Here is a 13,929-nt window from a genome sequence, read left to right as displayed (position 1 = left end):
GCCGGTCAGACGGCTTTGGTGACGCCGATGTAGGTGATGACGTCGTCGGTGTTCTCCGTCGACGAGGTCATCGTCGCGTACGAGCGGATGAAGGACTGTCCCGCGCACTGGTCGGTCTTGATGCGCACGCCGGTGATGGACACGCGTGCCGTGGTGCCCTTGAACGACTTCTTGTCGATCGCGACGGTCGTGACGGTGCCGGGCTTGAGGTAGACCTTGCCCTGCAGGCTCACGCCGGCGCTGACGCTCGGCAGGCCGATGGCGCTGATGCCCGGGTTGATGCTGGCGCCGGGGTTGATCTCGACCTCGTCGGAGATGATGCCGCAACCGATCTGCTCACCGGCCTCCAGCGTGCCACCGGCGAGCTTGGTCTTGCCGCTGCCGGTGATCTTTCCGGTGAACGTACCGGCGATCAGGTACTCGCGTGAGGAGATGGCCGTGGTCAGGGGTGCTACCGGCAGCTGGGTCTCGTTGCTGCCGGAGACCTCGATGTGCCAGCCGTCGGGAGTGTCGAGGATGCCGGGAGCGGCGGACGGTACGGCGCCCTCTGGCGGCAGCGGATTGGACACCGGCACGATGGCGGGATCGTTGGGAGGCGGCGGTGCTGGCTCCGCGAACGCGAGGGGCGTGGTGCCGGCGGTTGCCAGTACGCCGATGGCAGCCAGAGTGGCGAAGCGAGTGAGCATGGGGTCGTGGGCGCCTCTCGTTTGTCCGGACCGCAGCGGCCCGGGGGATCTGTCGCGTCGGAGCATCCACGGGGAGAGTTGCCGACCGGTGAACGGGTGGCCAACGGTTCACGCCGCGTTCCCGTCCAGTGGGCGCGCGGGCGTCGCGACGTACACCGTTGTCTGCGAGTTGATTTCGGCTGACAGCGAGTCGGCAGCCAGCGGACATCCAATCGCCGCCGGAGTACACCCCGCCGGGCGTCCTCCGTTCACCATCCGGACATGTCCTGCTCTGAACGTAGGAGAGCCCGTGGCACCGAGGACGTTGCCGAGGCGGAGAGGTCGCACCAACGCGGCCCACTTGGAGGGAGTGAGACGTGGAGTCATCACACGTTGCAGGACGCGCGGCAATCGGGACACTCGTCGGGTTCGCCATCGCGCTGTCGATGGCATCGGGTGCCGGCGCCGAGCCCGAGGACGTCGTCGATCCCGGCCTGCCTGCTCCGGTCGTCGCGCCGGTGACCGCCGACGATGCCGACCCGGCCGCCGTGCTGGCGTGCAGCCAATTCGCCGAGGTTCTCACCGCAACCGCCACTTACTACGGCGATTTCGCGGACGCACTCGAGACCTACGAGCACCCCGACTACAACGATCCGGCGACCAGCGCCAGCAACGTGACGGCCCGCACCGCCCTGCGGCAGGGCGCGGGCGTCACCATGTCAGCCGCGAACACCCCCGGCCTGGCCCCCCAAATCGCCGAGCCGATGCGCTCGTGGTCATGGGGCGCAACGAAATTACTCGTCAAGATGGGTGTTCGCGGGGGCAGGGAGACCCTCAACACGACTGCCGACGACATGAACACCGACGCCTCGAACGTCCAGGCGGCGTGCGCTACTGCCGGAACCCATGCCTGACGGCGGTGCCATTGCGCGCCGAGTCGCCGCCATGGTGGTCGTCGCGGCAGCGCTGCAAGGTTGCTCGAGCGAAAAGGCCCAAGGCGCAACCGAACCGGTGACCGTGCCGGCATCGGCACTGGTTGGGTCGCTGGCGAGTGTTGCCGAGATCAACCGCGTGATGGACAGCACCGCGATGACGCCGCATCCGGTCACCGACACCATGGCAGACGATCGCGCGTTGCTGCCCAACCTCAACTGTCTGGGCGTCTGGCAGCCGGATCAGGCGGCCATCTACGGTGCGCCGGGGGAACCCGACGGGTGGAATGCGCTGGCCCGCCAAACGCTTCGCACCCCCGACACCGAGCAGTGGTCCAGCCTGGTGCGTCAGTCCGTCATCTCGTACCCGTCGGCGGAGGCCGCGCAACGGTTCTTCGATCAGTCGGCGCAGCGATGGTCGCAGTGCACGAATCACCGCGTCAACATCACTCTGAACGACAGGCCGATGCCGAAGTGGCTCTCGGGTGACCTCGGCCGGGCCGAGGGGCAACTCGCCATGCCGGTCGCGGTGGGGATGGGCGCGGAAAACCGCGTGTGCCAACGAGTCCTGTCGATCTACTCCAACGTGATCATCGACGTCGAGGCGTGCCGACCGCCGTTACCGATCGTCACCTCGGCATCGGAGATCGCCGCGAAGATCCAGCGGAGCCTGCCTGCCTGACGGCGTCGCGGGCACGGGCGCGCACCGCGTCCTTGGCGACCTTGCCGTTGGTGGTGGTGGGAAGGGCGTCGACGAACAGCACGTGCCGTGGCCGCTTCCACGGGGTGAGGACGGCCCGCACGTGGGCGACGAGATCGTCGGTGTCGGGCGATGACCCGGGCCGGGGCACGACCACCGCGCAGATGGCCTCGCCCCAGTACTCGTCGGGCACTCCCACCACGGCCACCTGGTCGACGTCGCGGTGGGTCGACAGGGCGTCCTCCACCTCCCGCGAGCTGACGTTCTCGCCGCCGGTGATGATCACGTCCTTGCTGCGGTCGAGGACGACGAGCCTGTTCGCCTCGTCGATCCGTCCGACGTCGCCGGTGCTCAGCCAGCCGCCGTCCGTCACCGGCCGAGGATCACGCCAGTAGCCCGACGCCACTTGCGGTCCGCGCACCTGGATCTCGCCGACGTCGCCGCCTGCGATGCGGACCTCGACACCACTGTGCGGCCGCCCCGCGGTGGCCAGCACTCCTGCGTCACCGCCGGCGCCGGCCCGGTGGTCGTCGGGGCCGAGAAAGGTGACGTTGCCGCCGGTTTCGGTCATCCCGTACCCCTGGTGGAAGCCGACGTCGAGACGGGCCATGGCGCGGCGCAACAGGTCGGCGGGGATGGCGGAGGACCCGTAGGCGATCTCACTCAGCGTCGGCAGGGCGGCGCCCGTGTCCTCCAGGTGGGCGAGGAGCCCGTGCAGCATGGTGGGCGCGAGCGAACACGACGTGACGCCATGGGCGTTCACGGCGGCGACGAAGGCCTCCGGCCGGAACGCGGGTACCGGCACCACGGTGGACTGCGCCGCGTGGTGGACGAGCACGTTGTAACCGGCGACGTGGCACATCGGAAACGGCAGCAGGTAGACCCCGCCCGAGCGTACGGACCGGCCCTCGACGGTACCGCGCACCGCGGCGGTGATCGACCGATGCGTGTGCAGCACCCCCTTCGGGGTGCCGGTTGATCCACTGGTGAACAGCAGCCAGGCGACGTCATCGGGGTTCGCGACGGTGCCTTCCTCCGAATGCCGCTGTGCGGCCTGCCATTCCGGAGTGCCGAAGCGAATGGCCGGCGTGGTGGTCGTAGGCAGAGCATCGAGGTAGCGGGCGTCGCCGACGATCATTGCCGGTTCGATGGCGCGCAGCAACGACACCTGTTCGCTGGTGCTCAGTCGTTGGTTGACCAGCGCCAGCACCGCACCGCTGCGCGGGATCGCGTAGTACGGCCGGGCGTAGTCGACGCCGTTGTTGGCGATGACCGCGATGCGCTCGCCGCGGACACACTGCCGCGCTGCCCATCCCGCGAGGCGCGCGATCTGACGGTCGAACTCGGCGAACGTGGTCGAAGTGCCGTCGTCGGCGATCACGGCGGGCCGATCGGGCACTGCCCGTGCTGCCGACGCCACCAGGTCGTGCAGGAGTGGGCCGTCGGTCGCCATCGAGGTCAGGACCCCGTCTCGGCGACCCGCCGCCGGTAGGACGACGGCGTCTCGCCGCAGAATTGGGCGAAGCATCGGGTGAAGGAGCTGAGGTTCTCGAACCCGACCGCCGTCGCCGTCGCCTGCACCGACTGGCCCGGCGCGGCGAGAAGCGCCATCGACCGCAGCATCCGGGCCTGCAAGAGATAACTGCGCCAGGACATTCCGACAGTGTCGGAGAACAGCCTGCGCAGCGTGCGTTCCGACACGGCCACTGCACGGGCCACCTCGTCTGCGGTCACGGAATTCAGGTGTTGCTTGGTGTAGGCGAGTGCGGCGGCGACGATCGGATGGTCGGAGGTCGGAAGACTCAGCGGCGCCTCGTGATCGAGTGCCTCGGAGACCAGCGCGGCCAGGGTGCGGAAGAAGTCATCCGATGTGCCGTCGCCCTGCGCGCGGTCGATCGGCCAGCGCAGCGCGTAGATCATCATCTCGCGGATCAACGGTGACACCGCGATGATCCGCGCCCGTCCACCCGCATTGCGGATCAACTCCGGCGCGAACATCACCGCGACGGTCTTGACGTCCGGGTTCATCACCGCCTGGTGTTCCAGGCCGACCGGGATCCAGGCCGCCTGCTGCGGCGGAAGCAGGTAGTGGGCCGAGTCGGTCTCCACCTCGACGACGCCGTGCAGGGCGTACTCGATCTGATGCACCTCGTGCGAGTGCCACCCGGTGATGAGCCCGTCGCCCTCGTACAGATAGCTGCCCGCCATGGCGCGGCCGCCGCGGCGCAGCTCGATCACCGGCCGGAACGCGGCGTTGCGGGTGGTCGTCCGAGCCTTGGCCGAAAGAGTCAAACCTCTGTCCGAAGGTGCAGAGACGGTCACGGGATCCGAGGGTACTAGTTGAGACATGAAAGCCGAAGACCTGATCCTGGTGAGCATCGACGACCATGTCGTAGAGCCCCCGGACATGTTCCTCAACCACGTGCCCGCCAAGTACAAGTCCGAGGCCCCGATCGTCGTCACCGACTCTCACGGCGTCGATCAGTGGATGTATCAGGGCAGGCCCCAGGGCGTCAGCGGGCTCAACGCCGTGGTGTCCTGGCCGCCGGAGGAGTGGGGCCGCGACCCCGCCGGCTTCGCCGAGATGCGGCCCGGCGTGTACGACGTCCACGAGCGCGTTCGCGACATGAACCGCAACGGGATCCTGGCCTCGATGTGCTTCCCGACCTTCACCGGGTTCTCGGCGCGCCACCTCAACATGCACCGGGAAGACGTCACGCTGGTCATGGTGTCGGCCTACAACGACTGGCACATCGACGAGTGGGCGGGCAGCTACCCGGACCGCTTCATCCCGATCGCCGTACTGCCGACGTGGAACCCCGAGGCGATGTGCGACGAGATCCGCCGGGTCGCGGCCAAGGGCTGCCGTGCGGTCACCATGCCGGAGCTGCCACACCTGGAGGGTCTGCCCAGCTACCACGACGAGGACTACTGGGGTCCGGTGTTCCGGACGCTGTCCGAGGAGAACGTCGTGATGTGTCTGCACATCGGTACCGGCTTCGGAGCGATCAGCATGGCGCCCAACGCGCCGATCGACAACCTGATCATCCTGGCCACCCAGGTCTCGGCGATGTGCGCCCAGGACCTGCTGTGGGGGCCTGCGATGCGCAACTACCCCGACCTGAAGTTCGCGTTCTCCGAGGGCGGCATCGGCTGGATCCCGTTCTACCTCGATCGCAGCGACCGGCACTACACGAACCAGAAGTGGCTGCGCCGCGACTTCGGGGACAAGCTGCCCAGCGACGTGTTCCGCGAGCACTCACTGGCCTGCTACGTGACCGACAAGACCTCATTGCGGCTGCGGCACGAGATCGGCATCGACATCATCGCCTGGGAGTGCGACTACCCGCACTCCGACTGCTTCTGGCCCGACGCGCCCGAGCAGGTGCTCGCAGAACTCAACGGTGCCGGCGCCGACGACGCCGACATCAACAAGATCACGTGGGAGAACTCGTGCCGGTTCTTCGGCTGGGATCCGTTCGCGCGCACCCCGAGGGATCAGGCCACCGTCGGTGCGCTGCGCGCCAACGCGACTGACGTCGACGTGTCGATCAAGCCGCGCAGGGAGTGGGCGCGCCTGTACGAGGAGAAGCACCTCGCGGCGACGAAGTAGGAGTTCCCGCCACGCATTCTTCGCACGCCGTTCGCGTCCACTACCTACGGTTGGCAGGTGTTCACAGTTTGCCATCGGCTCCTACGCCTCACCGCAGTCCTGCTCGCGGGTGGCCTCGCGGCATCGGCCCTGACGCCCGTACCCCATGCATCCGCCATTCCCGCCAAGACCGCTCAACTCGACCACGGCGGTCTGCCGCGCACGTACGTGGTGCATGCGCCGGTCGGCGTCGAACGTCCGTCGGCGCTGGTGATCAACCTGCATGCCGCAGGCGGCACCGGTGGCGGACAAGCCGCACTGACCCGCTACGACGCGGTTGCCGACGCCAACGGGTTCGTCGTGGCCTACCCCGACGGCATCGACCTGAGTTGGGCCGACGGCCGGGGCGCCTCCGTTCCGGATCGCCAGGGAGTCGACGACGTCGGGTTCATCTCGGCGCTGACCACCAAGCTCGTCGCCGACTACGGGATCCCCGGTGGTCGCGTCTTCATCACGGGCCTGTCCGCCGGCGCCTTCATGGCCAACCGGATGGCGTGTGAGCGTGCCGATCTGTTCGCCGCCGTCGCTCCGGTTGCCGGGACGCTTGGCACCAATGTCGCGTGCAACCCGTCCCGGCCGGTGTCGGTGTTCGCAACCCACGGAACAGTCGACCCGATCGTGCCCTACGGCGGCGGCGGTATGACGGGGCGCGGCGGCGCCAGCACCGTCGTTGCGGCACCGGCGATGGCGGATCGCTGGCGACAGGTCGACGGGTGCCCGCCGCCGGTCGACGAGACCCTGTTCGGCGCCGGGCACGGACAGCAGATTCAGCGCACGACGTCGGCGCCCTGCGCCGCCGGAACCGCGGTGGTGTTCAACCGCGTCGACGGGGGAGGTCACACCTGGCCCGGGGCCCCGGCCCTGATGGACGCAGCAGGGGCGACGACCAACGTCATCGACGCGTCGGTGGCGTCGTGGCAGTTCTTCGACACCCACGGACGGTGAGCGACCGCGACTGATCAGTCGGCGGGTTCGTACCGCAGCATGGTGATGCCTGCGTCGGGATGGTCGGTGAACACCGGCCGCACCCGCATGCCGACCCGGACCTCATCGGGCGCGGCGTTGACGATCTCGGTGGAGAAGCGCGGTCCCTCGTCCCATTCCACGACGGCGAGGATCTGGGGCACGTCGTCGACGAAGTGCGGTGAGACCGGTCGATGGCTGACCGTGAACGTGTATAGCGTTCCCCCACCGCTGATCTCGCGCCACTCCAGGTCGTCGGCCAGCGTGCCGGGCGCGAGCACCCGGGGGTAGAACACGTAGCGGCCGGCAGACGGCGAGTATTGGATGCGAATCTCGTGTCTGGCCAACGCATCCCAGAAGGGCCGCGTCGTGGGCGTGGGAATCGGCATGGGCCGGCTGGTGCTGCTCATCGTCAGTCGCCCTCCAGGACGAGAGTGGTCTGCTCGGAGAGGATGCCGCCGTTGCCCGACACGAAGGCGCGGTGGCAGTCGGTGACCTGGGCTCGGTCGGCACGTCCCATGATCTGGCGGGTCGCATCGCACACGTGGTGCATGCCGCCCGCCGTGCCTGCCTGGCCGTAGCCGAGCTGACCGCCCGCGGTGTTCATCGGGAAGTCGCCGCGGAACGTGAGGTCGTGGTCTGAAACGAACCGCAGACCCTCGCCCTTGCGGCAGAAGCCGGCGTCCTCGAGGCTCAACAGCGCGGTGATGGTGTAGCAGTCGTAGATCGATGCCATGTCCATGTCGGCCGGGCCGAGACCCGCCATCGCGAAGGCACTCTCGGCCGCCTTGATCATCGGTGTCTGCAGCAGGTCCTCGGCGTACGTCGGCGTCTTGTAGGGCACCCGCTCGCCGAATCCCTTGATCCACACCGGCCGATTGCGGCTGCGGCGGGCGACTTCCGGGTTCGCGACCAGGACGGCGGCACCACCGAGAACGGGCATCACGATCTCGAGCATGTGCAGTGGCGACGCGATCACCGGACTGGCCAGCACGTCGTCGACGGTCAGTGGCGTATCGGCGAAGATCGCCCCGGGCGTGTGATTCGCGTTCACCCGCTGGTCGACACTGATCTTGGCCATCGCCCGCTCGTCGTAGCCGTGCGTCGCGGCGTAGAGCGTGGCCACCTGGCCGTAGGGTCCGTTCTGGCCCAGATTGCCGTACGGGATCTCGAATTCGGCCTGTGGCGATCCGTATCGGTTGCTCGACGCGCCGAAGTACAGCATGTCCCCGAAGTCGACCGGCTTGTGCTCGCTCACGGGCGTCAGGGGAGTGGCGGGTAGGACGCACAGCACGGCGTTGCAGATTCCCAGCTCGATGGCAGCCGCTGCGCGCCACACCATGCCCGAGGCGCTGGCGCCGCCGAGGTCGACGAGTTCGGCGAAGTTCGCCCGGATGCCCAGGTACTCGACGATGGTCGACGGCACGAAGATCTGCGATTCCTGCAGGTGGCCGGTGCAGATGCCGTCGACGTCGGAGGCCTGCAGGCCGGCATCGGCGAGTGTCGCCGCAGCCAGACGTGCCCACTGCTCGAGGTTGAACTCGAGGGGCCCGGTGGGCCGCTTGGTCGCGGGAAGCTCGGTGAAGCCGACGATCGCGGCATCGCCACGTAACCCCATACCCGTTGTCCTCCTGCAGAAGTGGTGGCCGGTGCGGCGCTGCTAGCCGTCGTCCCCTGGGAGGATCAGCGACAGCATCGTGTCGAGGCGATCGGCCATGATCCGGTAATCGATGTCGCGGGACTGGGCCTGCAGCAACGCGCCCCAGAACACGGTCTCCACGGTGGCGAGCACCTCCGGCCATGCCCCGGTGCCGAGCGCAGCCGCCACTCGGCGCCGTACCTCTGCCGCGATGCGGGCACGGACGTCGGCGACCGCTGGATCGTCGGTCGACAGCAAGGCACGCGTGCACGTCCGGGCCAGGCCGGGCCGGTCGGCCAGGATCATCGTGATCGCCCGCAGCTGGGCACCCACGCGCGCCTCGACGCGGGCGGATCGGTCGATCACCAGTGGCAGCGTCGAGACGTGATGCAGGTACAGCTCGGCGAAGACCGCGTCGAGCGAGGGGAAGTGCGCGCGCAGGGCGGTCGGCGCGACGCGAGCGCGCGCTGCGAGCGCGGCGACCGAGACGTCCGGATGAGCCGACTCGTCCAGCATCGAGGCGGCAGCTCCGAGCACGCGCTGCTGCGTGCGACCGTGGTGAGCGTGCGGGTCCCGTAGGCGGGTGACGTGGGTCACCGCTGAACTGGACATGTGTCCAGGCTAGCTGACCGCAATGGGGTTGGCAATGACCCACGAAACATCCATGAACAGGACGAAATACCAGCTCGATGCACTGCGCTCGGCTCACGACGCGCGGGCCGTCCACAGTCATCCCGGGTCGTTGTCGGACAGGTGTCCAGGGTTGGTCAGCCCGTCGTCAGCTCTGCGTACCGCGCGAGGTGGGAGTCGGTGCTGCCGAATTCGTACTGGACGGCGGTCAGTCGCTTGAAGTAGTGGCCGATGGCGAGTTCCTCGGTCATGCCCATCCCACCGTGCAACTGCACCGCGTTCTGTCCGACGAACCGGGCCGCGCGCCCGATGGTGACCTTCGCCGCCGAGACGGCCTTCGCCCTTTCGGCCTCGTCTGCCTCGAGGTTGAGGACGGCGAGCAGTACCGCTGCCGCGGCCTGCTCCACCTCCATGTGCATGTCGACCATGCGGTGCTGGAGAACCTGGAAGCCTCCGATCGGCTGTCCGAACTGATGCCGCTGCTTGCTGTACTCGACGGTGTCGGCCAACACCTTCCGCATGCATCCGACCGCTTCGGCGCACACCGCGGCGGCACCCTCGTCGCGCGCCCGTGACAACGACGGCCACGCCGCGCCGTCGTCGCCGAGCAGCGCGTCGGAATCCAGTCGCACGCCGGACAACTCGACGTCGGCCGCCCAGCGGTCGTCGACCGTGCGGTAGGCGTGCTGCACGAGGGCGGAGCCCGCAGCCTCGACCTCCACCAGGAACAGCGAGGTGCCCGCCTGCGTACGCGCCGTCACCAGCAGGTGGGTGGCAAGCGGTGCGGAGACGACGACGAGCTTGGTGCCGTGCAGGAGCCAGCCGGTGCCGTCGGCCGTCGCAGTCGTCGTGACGCGCGACCAGTCGTCGCCCGACTCTGCTTCCGAGGCCGCGAGGGCGACGACGGCGCGCCCCGCGGCGATCCGCTCGAGCAGCTCGGTGGCCCGAGGGCCCCCGGCGCGACGCAGCAGTCCGGCAGCCACCACGGAGGTGTCGACATAGGGCTCGACCACCAGCGCGTGGCCGAGCGCCTCGGCGATCACCATCACCTCGACGGGACCACCCCCGATGCCACCGACGTCCTCGGGTAGTGCGGCGCCGAGGATGCCGAGGTCCTCGGCGAAGGCACGCCAGGTCTCGGGCTGCCAACCCGCGCCGGTCTTGACGGCTGCACGGCTCTTGGCGAGGTCGTACCGCGTGGAGAGGAACTTGGTGAGCCCGTCGCGCAGCATCTTTTGCTCGTCGGAAAGCGTGAAATCCACTGGAAGTCCTTACCTAGAGACCCAAAGCAGTCTTGGCCAGAATGTTGCGTTGAATCTCGTTGCTACCGGCGTAGATCGAGCCCGCACGATCGTTGAAGTACCGCAGCGGCGCGACGGCCTGCCACGGCTCGCCGCTCACGTATCCGTCTGCCGGAGGATCGAATTCGGCAACCGGGCCGCCGGGACGGGTGGCATGGGGCTGATATGCGCGGCCGCGAGGTCCAGCGGCCTCCATTGCCAGTTCGGTGATCGTCTGACTCAGCTCGGTACTCAGGATCTTCAGCATCGACGAATCCGTTCCGGGATGCCCGCCACCGGATAGCGCGGCGAGAACCCGGAACTCGAGGATCTCCAGCACGTCGGTGCGGATGCGGGCGTCGGCCAGCTTGCGCGAGAACGACGGGTCGTCGATCAGGCGCCCACCCGTGGGCCCCGGCTGTGTTGCTGCGTTCGCGGCCACCTGCTCCGCCATCACCTGAAGCGCGGGCGCCGTTGCGCCTCCGCCACGCTCGAACTCGAGGAGGTACTTCGCCACGGTCCAGCCGTCGTCGATCTGCCCGATCACGTTCGACTTGGGAACGCGGACGTCATCGAAGAAGACCTGGTTCTGCACCTCCTCGCCCGACGTCATGACCAGGGGCCGGATCTCGATCCCAGGCGAGGTCATGTCGATGAGGACGAACGTGATGCCCTGTTGCTTCTTGCCCGTGCGGGAGGTGCGGACGAGGGCGAACATCCAGTTCGCCTCCCGGGCGTGGGTCGTCCAGATCTTGCTGCCCGTGCACACCAGGTCGTCACCATCGTCGACCGCCACCATGGTCAGCGAGGCCAGGTCGGATCCGGATTCCGGTTCGGAATAGCCCTGGCAGAAGAACACCTCGCCGGTCAGGATGCCCGGCAGGAAGTAGTCCTTCTGAGCGGACGTGCCGAATGCGATGATGGCATGGGCGACCATCCGGATGCCCATCGGCGACAGTGACGGCGCGCCGGCCAGCGTCGACTCACGGCTGAACAGGTAGTGCTGGGTGAGGCTCCAATCGCACCCGCCGTACTCGACGGGCCACGCCGGCGCGGCCCACCCCCGCTCGTGCAGGATGGCCTGCCACCGCAGGCTGGCCTCGTGGTCGCTGTACACGCTGGTCATCAACCGACCGGCGTCACGCAGATCCGGCGTCAGCTTCTCGTGCAGGAACGCCCGCACCTCGTCCCGGAACTCGAGGTCGGCGGCGGACCACGTCACGTCCATGGGTCTTCCCGTCAGTCGAAGCGTCTCCGAAGACAGTAAACCTAGTTAGTCAGGTGGGGCGCACCCCGGGTCCAAGGGAAGGGAGTGACGCTCAGCGATCCAGCGGGGAGTCGCCGGGTTGATCGTCACCGCGGGTCTCGGCGGGGCGTTCAGCACCGCGGGCATCGCCGCGCAGCGATTGCCGGGCCAGGAACTCGCGGTAGTAGGCCAGCGAATCCTCGGAGATCAGTGCAGGCAACAGAAGGGCCCAGGTGCGGCCGAATCGCCCGCGGAGATCCTTGCCGTCGGTCAAGGCACTGGACAGCAATTCGGCACCGAGCAGCGAGCCGATGATGGCGCTGCTCGCCTCGGCCGGGTCGAGTTCGGAGCGGAGGTCGCCCTCGGCGATGGCGCTCGTGGTCAGCATCGTCATCTCGTCGAGCAGCACGGCGTACGTCTTCTTTGCCGCGGGGTTGAATCCGCCGAACGTGCGCAGCAAGCGACCGGCGGCCTGGGCGACACGGTCGTTGCCAAGTACGTCGGTGACCACGAACAGGCCGTGGACGATGTTCTCCATCGCGGGGGAACTGGACCGGCCCGCCGCCCGGAACGATTCGAGGACCTTGTTCGCACCCTCCTCGATGATCGTGGTCGCCAGGGCTTCCTTCGAATCGAAGTGGTAGTAGAGCGCGCCCTTGGTGAGGTCGGCGCGTTCGATGATGTCCGCCAATCCAGCGGCGGGATAACCGATCTCGTTGATCAAATCAATTGCCGAGTCGATGATCCTCCGTCGGGTCGCCTCGGATCTGGCCTGGCGCACCACGTTCGACTACCTCCGTTGGCTCGGTCCCCGGAAAACAAGCTAAAGCGGAATCATAGAACGTCGGTGCTGCGCGATGCTGCATTCTTGATCGCGCGTGCGGTGCGTCGCTCCACGAAGCCCTTCAGATACGGGAGCCGGTCCGGGTTGGCGAAACCCGGGAGGATGAGTAGCCAAAGCGCCTCGAGATCGCACGTGAACGCGACCGGATCGTCGAGATTGCCCGTCTGTCGCAGGCCCAGGTACAGCGACACCACCAGGCGTGCGACGTGTGCGGGGTCGACGCCGTTTGCGATGTCGCCGTCGTCGGCGGCACGCCGGGCGAGGTCGGTGAAGGCGGTGATCCACCCGTCGAGCACCTTGGACTGCAGGCCATCGAACCGGCCGAGTGCCTCGAGGAGGTTGAGCGCGGCGCGGGCCATGTCGTCGCCGACGTCGTCACTGCCGATGCGATACGAGAGTTCGATCATCGATTCGAGGCCTGGACGCGACTGCGCGAACGCCTCGCTGAATGTCTCCGCCCGAGCCTCCGCATGGTTCTCGACGATCGCGATCGCCAAGTCGTGCTTGGAGCGGAAGTGGAAGTACAGCGCGCCCTTGGTCACGTTGGCGATCTCGAGGACGCGGTCGAGGCTGACTCGACCGTACGGCTCGCGCGCGAGTTGCTGGGCCGCTGCCCGCAGGATCTGCATGCGCGTGCCGTCGGGTCGACGTTCGGGGTTGTCACTCACCGTTGCTGCCCGTTCTCGACTTTCCGTACTGACCGACCCCCGTGTGCGCGTGCACCCCAGGAAGTTCTACAGGAATTTGCTGCGATCCACGGACTCGGACCGCGGGCCGCGTCCCGCCAAACTCCGGGTTCAGGTACGCGCTGCATAGCATCCCATCGGTATGTAAAGTCGCAATCGTGATGACTTCGGGTCTAGCTCCGGGTGAGGTCCGCCACCACGTCTACGCGGTTCAGAACCGCGTTGACGTGCACCTTCGGCCGGCAGCGCCCAGAACGGCCCCGCGGCGACCGGGTGTCGCGCCGAGGGCCGGCGTCGGCGCAGTCGCACGGTGCTTCGTCGCCCGTCGCGGCCGGGATGGCGCATCCCGGAGTGAGCATCCTCACAGCGGGCGTAGCTGATGCAGAAGTGGGACCGCGAGGTCGACCTCGTCTCGATCGGTGCCGGCATTGGAGGTCTCGCGGGAGCGATCGCCACCGTCGACGCGGGATGCGACGTCTTGGTCGCGGACGCCCCACCGGTTCGGATCAACCGAGGGTTGGGTGTCGCCACCCGACGGCGCGTTCAGGCCTGCGGTTGGTTGATCACCGAGGCCGCCGACGCAAAGACCGCCGACTACTTCGCGGACTTCGCCGCGTGGGTGCCCGGGTCTGCCCACGTCGCTCGCGACGTGCCGGTGCCGACGCGCGTCGTCAGTGCGGTCCGCGAGGGCG

At 68.0% G+C, this 13,929-nt stretch carries 14 protein-coding genes; 4 read left to right on the top strand and 10 right to left on the bottom strand.

The genetic code is table 11. The features are described 5' to 3' along the window. Positions 1-5: 5 nt before the first annotated feature. Positions 6-686 (bottom strand): MspA family porin, encoded by a 681-nt coding sequence (locus G6N61_RS10060; protein WP_163918391.1) that lies wholly within the window; start codon positions 684-686, stop codon positions 6-8. A gap of 356 nt (positions 687-1,042) precedes the next feature. Between G6N61_RS10060 and G6N61_RS10055 the strand changes: the two genes are divergently transcribed. Together G6N61_RS10055 and G6N61_RS10050 are read left to right on the top strand one after the other, a co-directional pair. Continuing rightward, a complete protein-coding gene (locus G6N61_RS10055) occupies positions 1,043-1,579 on the top strand; it encodes an Rv2240c family protein (RefSeq protein ID WP_163918390.1) in 537 nt (178 codons plus the stop codon). Next, the gene (locus G6N61_RS10050; protein WP_163918389.1) at positions 1,572-2,279 is read left to right on the top strand and encodes a sensor domain-containing protein; all 708 of its coding nucleotides are present in this window, start codon (positions 1,572-1,574) and stop codon (positions 2,277-2,279) included. Before G6N61_RS10055 ends, G6N61_RS10050 begins: the two co-directional genes overlap by 8 nt. Here G6N61_RS10050 and G6N61_RS10045 read toward each other — a convergent pair. Beyond that, positions 2,227-3,750, bottom strand: a complete 1,524-nt coding sequence (locus G6N61_RS10045; protein ID WP_163918388.1) for a class I adenylate-forming enzyme family protein — start codon at positions 3,748-3,750, stop codon at positions 2,227-2,229. The genes G6N61_RS10050 and G6N61_RS10045 overlap by 53 nt on opposite strands. A gap of 5 nt (positions 3,751-3,755) precedes the next feature. Continuing rightward, on the bottom strand, positions 3,756-4,619 hold the full coding sequence (locus G6N61_RS10040; protein WP_179973600.1) for an AraC family transcriptional regulator: 864 nt from the start codon (positions 4,617-4,619) through the stop codon (positions 3,756-3,758). Positions 4,620-4,644: 25 nt separating this feature from the next. On the opposite strand from G6N61_RS10040, the gene G6N61_RS10035 reads away from it, so the two are divergent. After that, positions 4,645-5,910 carry an amidohydrolase family protein gene (locus G6N61_RS10035; protein WP_163918386.1) on the top strand — a complete coding sequence of 422 codons (1,266 nt, stop codon included), beginning with the start codon at positions 4,645-4,647 and terminating at the stop codon, positions 5,908-5,910. A 99-nt stretch (positions 5,911-6,009) separates the two neighbouring features. Next, on the top strand, positions 6,010-6,894 hold the full coding sequence (locus tag G6N61_RS10030) for an extracellular catalytic domain type 1 short-chain-length polyhydroxyalkanoate depolymerase (RefSeq protein ID WP_163924727.1): 885 nt from the start codon (positions 6,010-6,012) through the stop codon (positions 6,892-6,894). A 14-nt stretch (positions 6,895-6,908) separates the two neighbouring features. On the opposite strand, the gene G6N61_RS10025 is transcribed toward G6N61_RS10030, so the two are convergent. From G6N61_RS10025 to G6N61_RS09995, 7 genes are all read right to left on the bottom strand, one after another. Further along, complete coding sequence (locus tag G6N61_RS10025) at positions 6,909-7,322, bottom strand: Zn-ribbon domain-containing OB-fold protein (RefSeq protein ID WP_163918385.1); 414 nt, start codon at positions 7,320-7,322, stop codon at positions 6,909-6,911. A gap of 2 nt (positions 7,323-7,324) precedes the next feature. Continuing rightward, on the bottom strand, positions 7,325-8,530 hold the full coding sequence (locus tag G6N61_RS10020) for a thiolase family protein (RefSeq protein WP_163918384.1): 1,206 nt from the start codon (positions 8,528-8,530) through the stop codon (positions 7,325-7,327). Positions 8,531-8,572: 42 nt separating this feature from the next. Next, the gene (locus G6N61_RS10015) at positions 8,573-9,163 is read right to left on the bottom strand and encodes a TetR family transcriptional regulator (protein ID WP_163918383.1); all 591 of its coding nucleotides are present in this window, start codon (positions 9,161-9,163) and stop codon (positions 8,573-8,575) included. Between the two features lie 155 nt (positions 9,164-9,318). Then, positions 9,319-10,443 carry an acyl-CoA dehydrogenase family protein gene (locus tag G6N61_RS10010; RefSeq protein WP_163918382.1) on the bottom strand — a complete coding sequence of 375 codons (1,125 nt, stop codon included), beginning with the start codon at positions 10,441-10,443 and terminating at the stop codon, positions 9,319-9,321. A gap of 13 nt (positions 10,444-10,456) precedes the next feature. Continuing rightward, the gene (locus G6N61_RS10005) at positions 10,457-11,689 is read right to left on the bottom strand and encodes an acyl-CoA dehydrogenase family protein (protein WP_163918381.1); all 1,233 of its coding nucleotides are present in this window, start codon (positions 11,687-11,689) and stop codon (positions 10,457-10,459) included. Positions 11,690-11,780: 91 nt separating this feature from the next. After that, positions 11,781-12,491, bottom strand: a complete 711-nt coding sequence (locus G6N61_RS10000; protein WP_163918380.1) for a TetR family transcriptional regulator — start codon at positions 12,489-12,491, stop codon at positions 11,781-11,783. A 50-nt stretch (positions 12,492-12,541) separates the two neighbouring features. Then, positions 12,542-13,219, bottom strand: coding sequence for a TetR family transcriptional regulator (locus G6N61_RS09995; RefSeq protein ID WP_163918379.1), 678 nt, complete (start codon positions 13,217-13,219; stop codon positions 12,542-12,544). Between the last annotated feature and the right edge of the window lie 710 nt (positions 13,220-13,929).

The organism is Mycolicibacterium arabiense (assembly GCF_010731815.2).
GTDB lineage: Bacteria > Actinomycetota > Actinomycetes > Mycobacteriales > Mycobacteriaceae > Mycobacterium > Mycobacterium arabiense.
The sequence above is the reverse complement of the archived record's forward strand: the minus strand, read 5'-3'. Positions and strand labels throughout refer to the sequence as shown.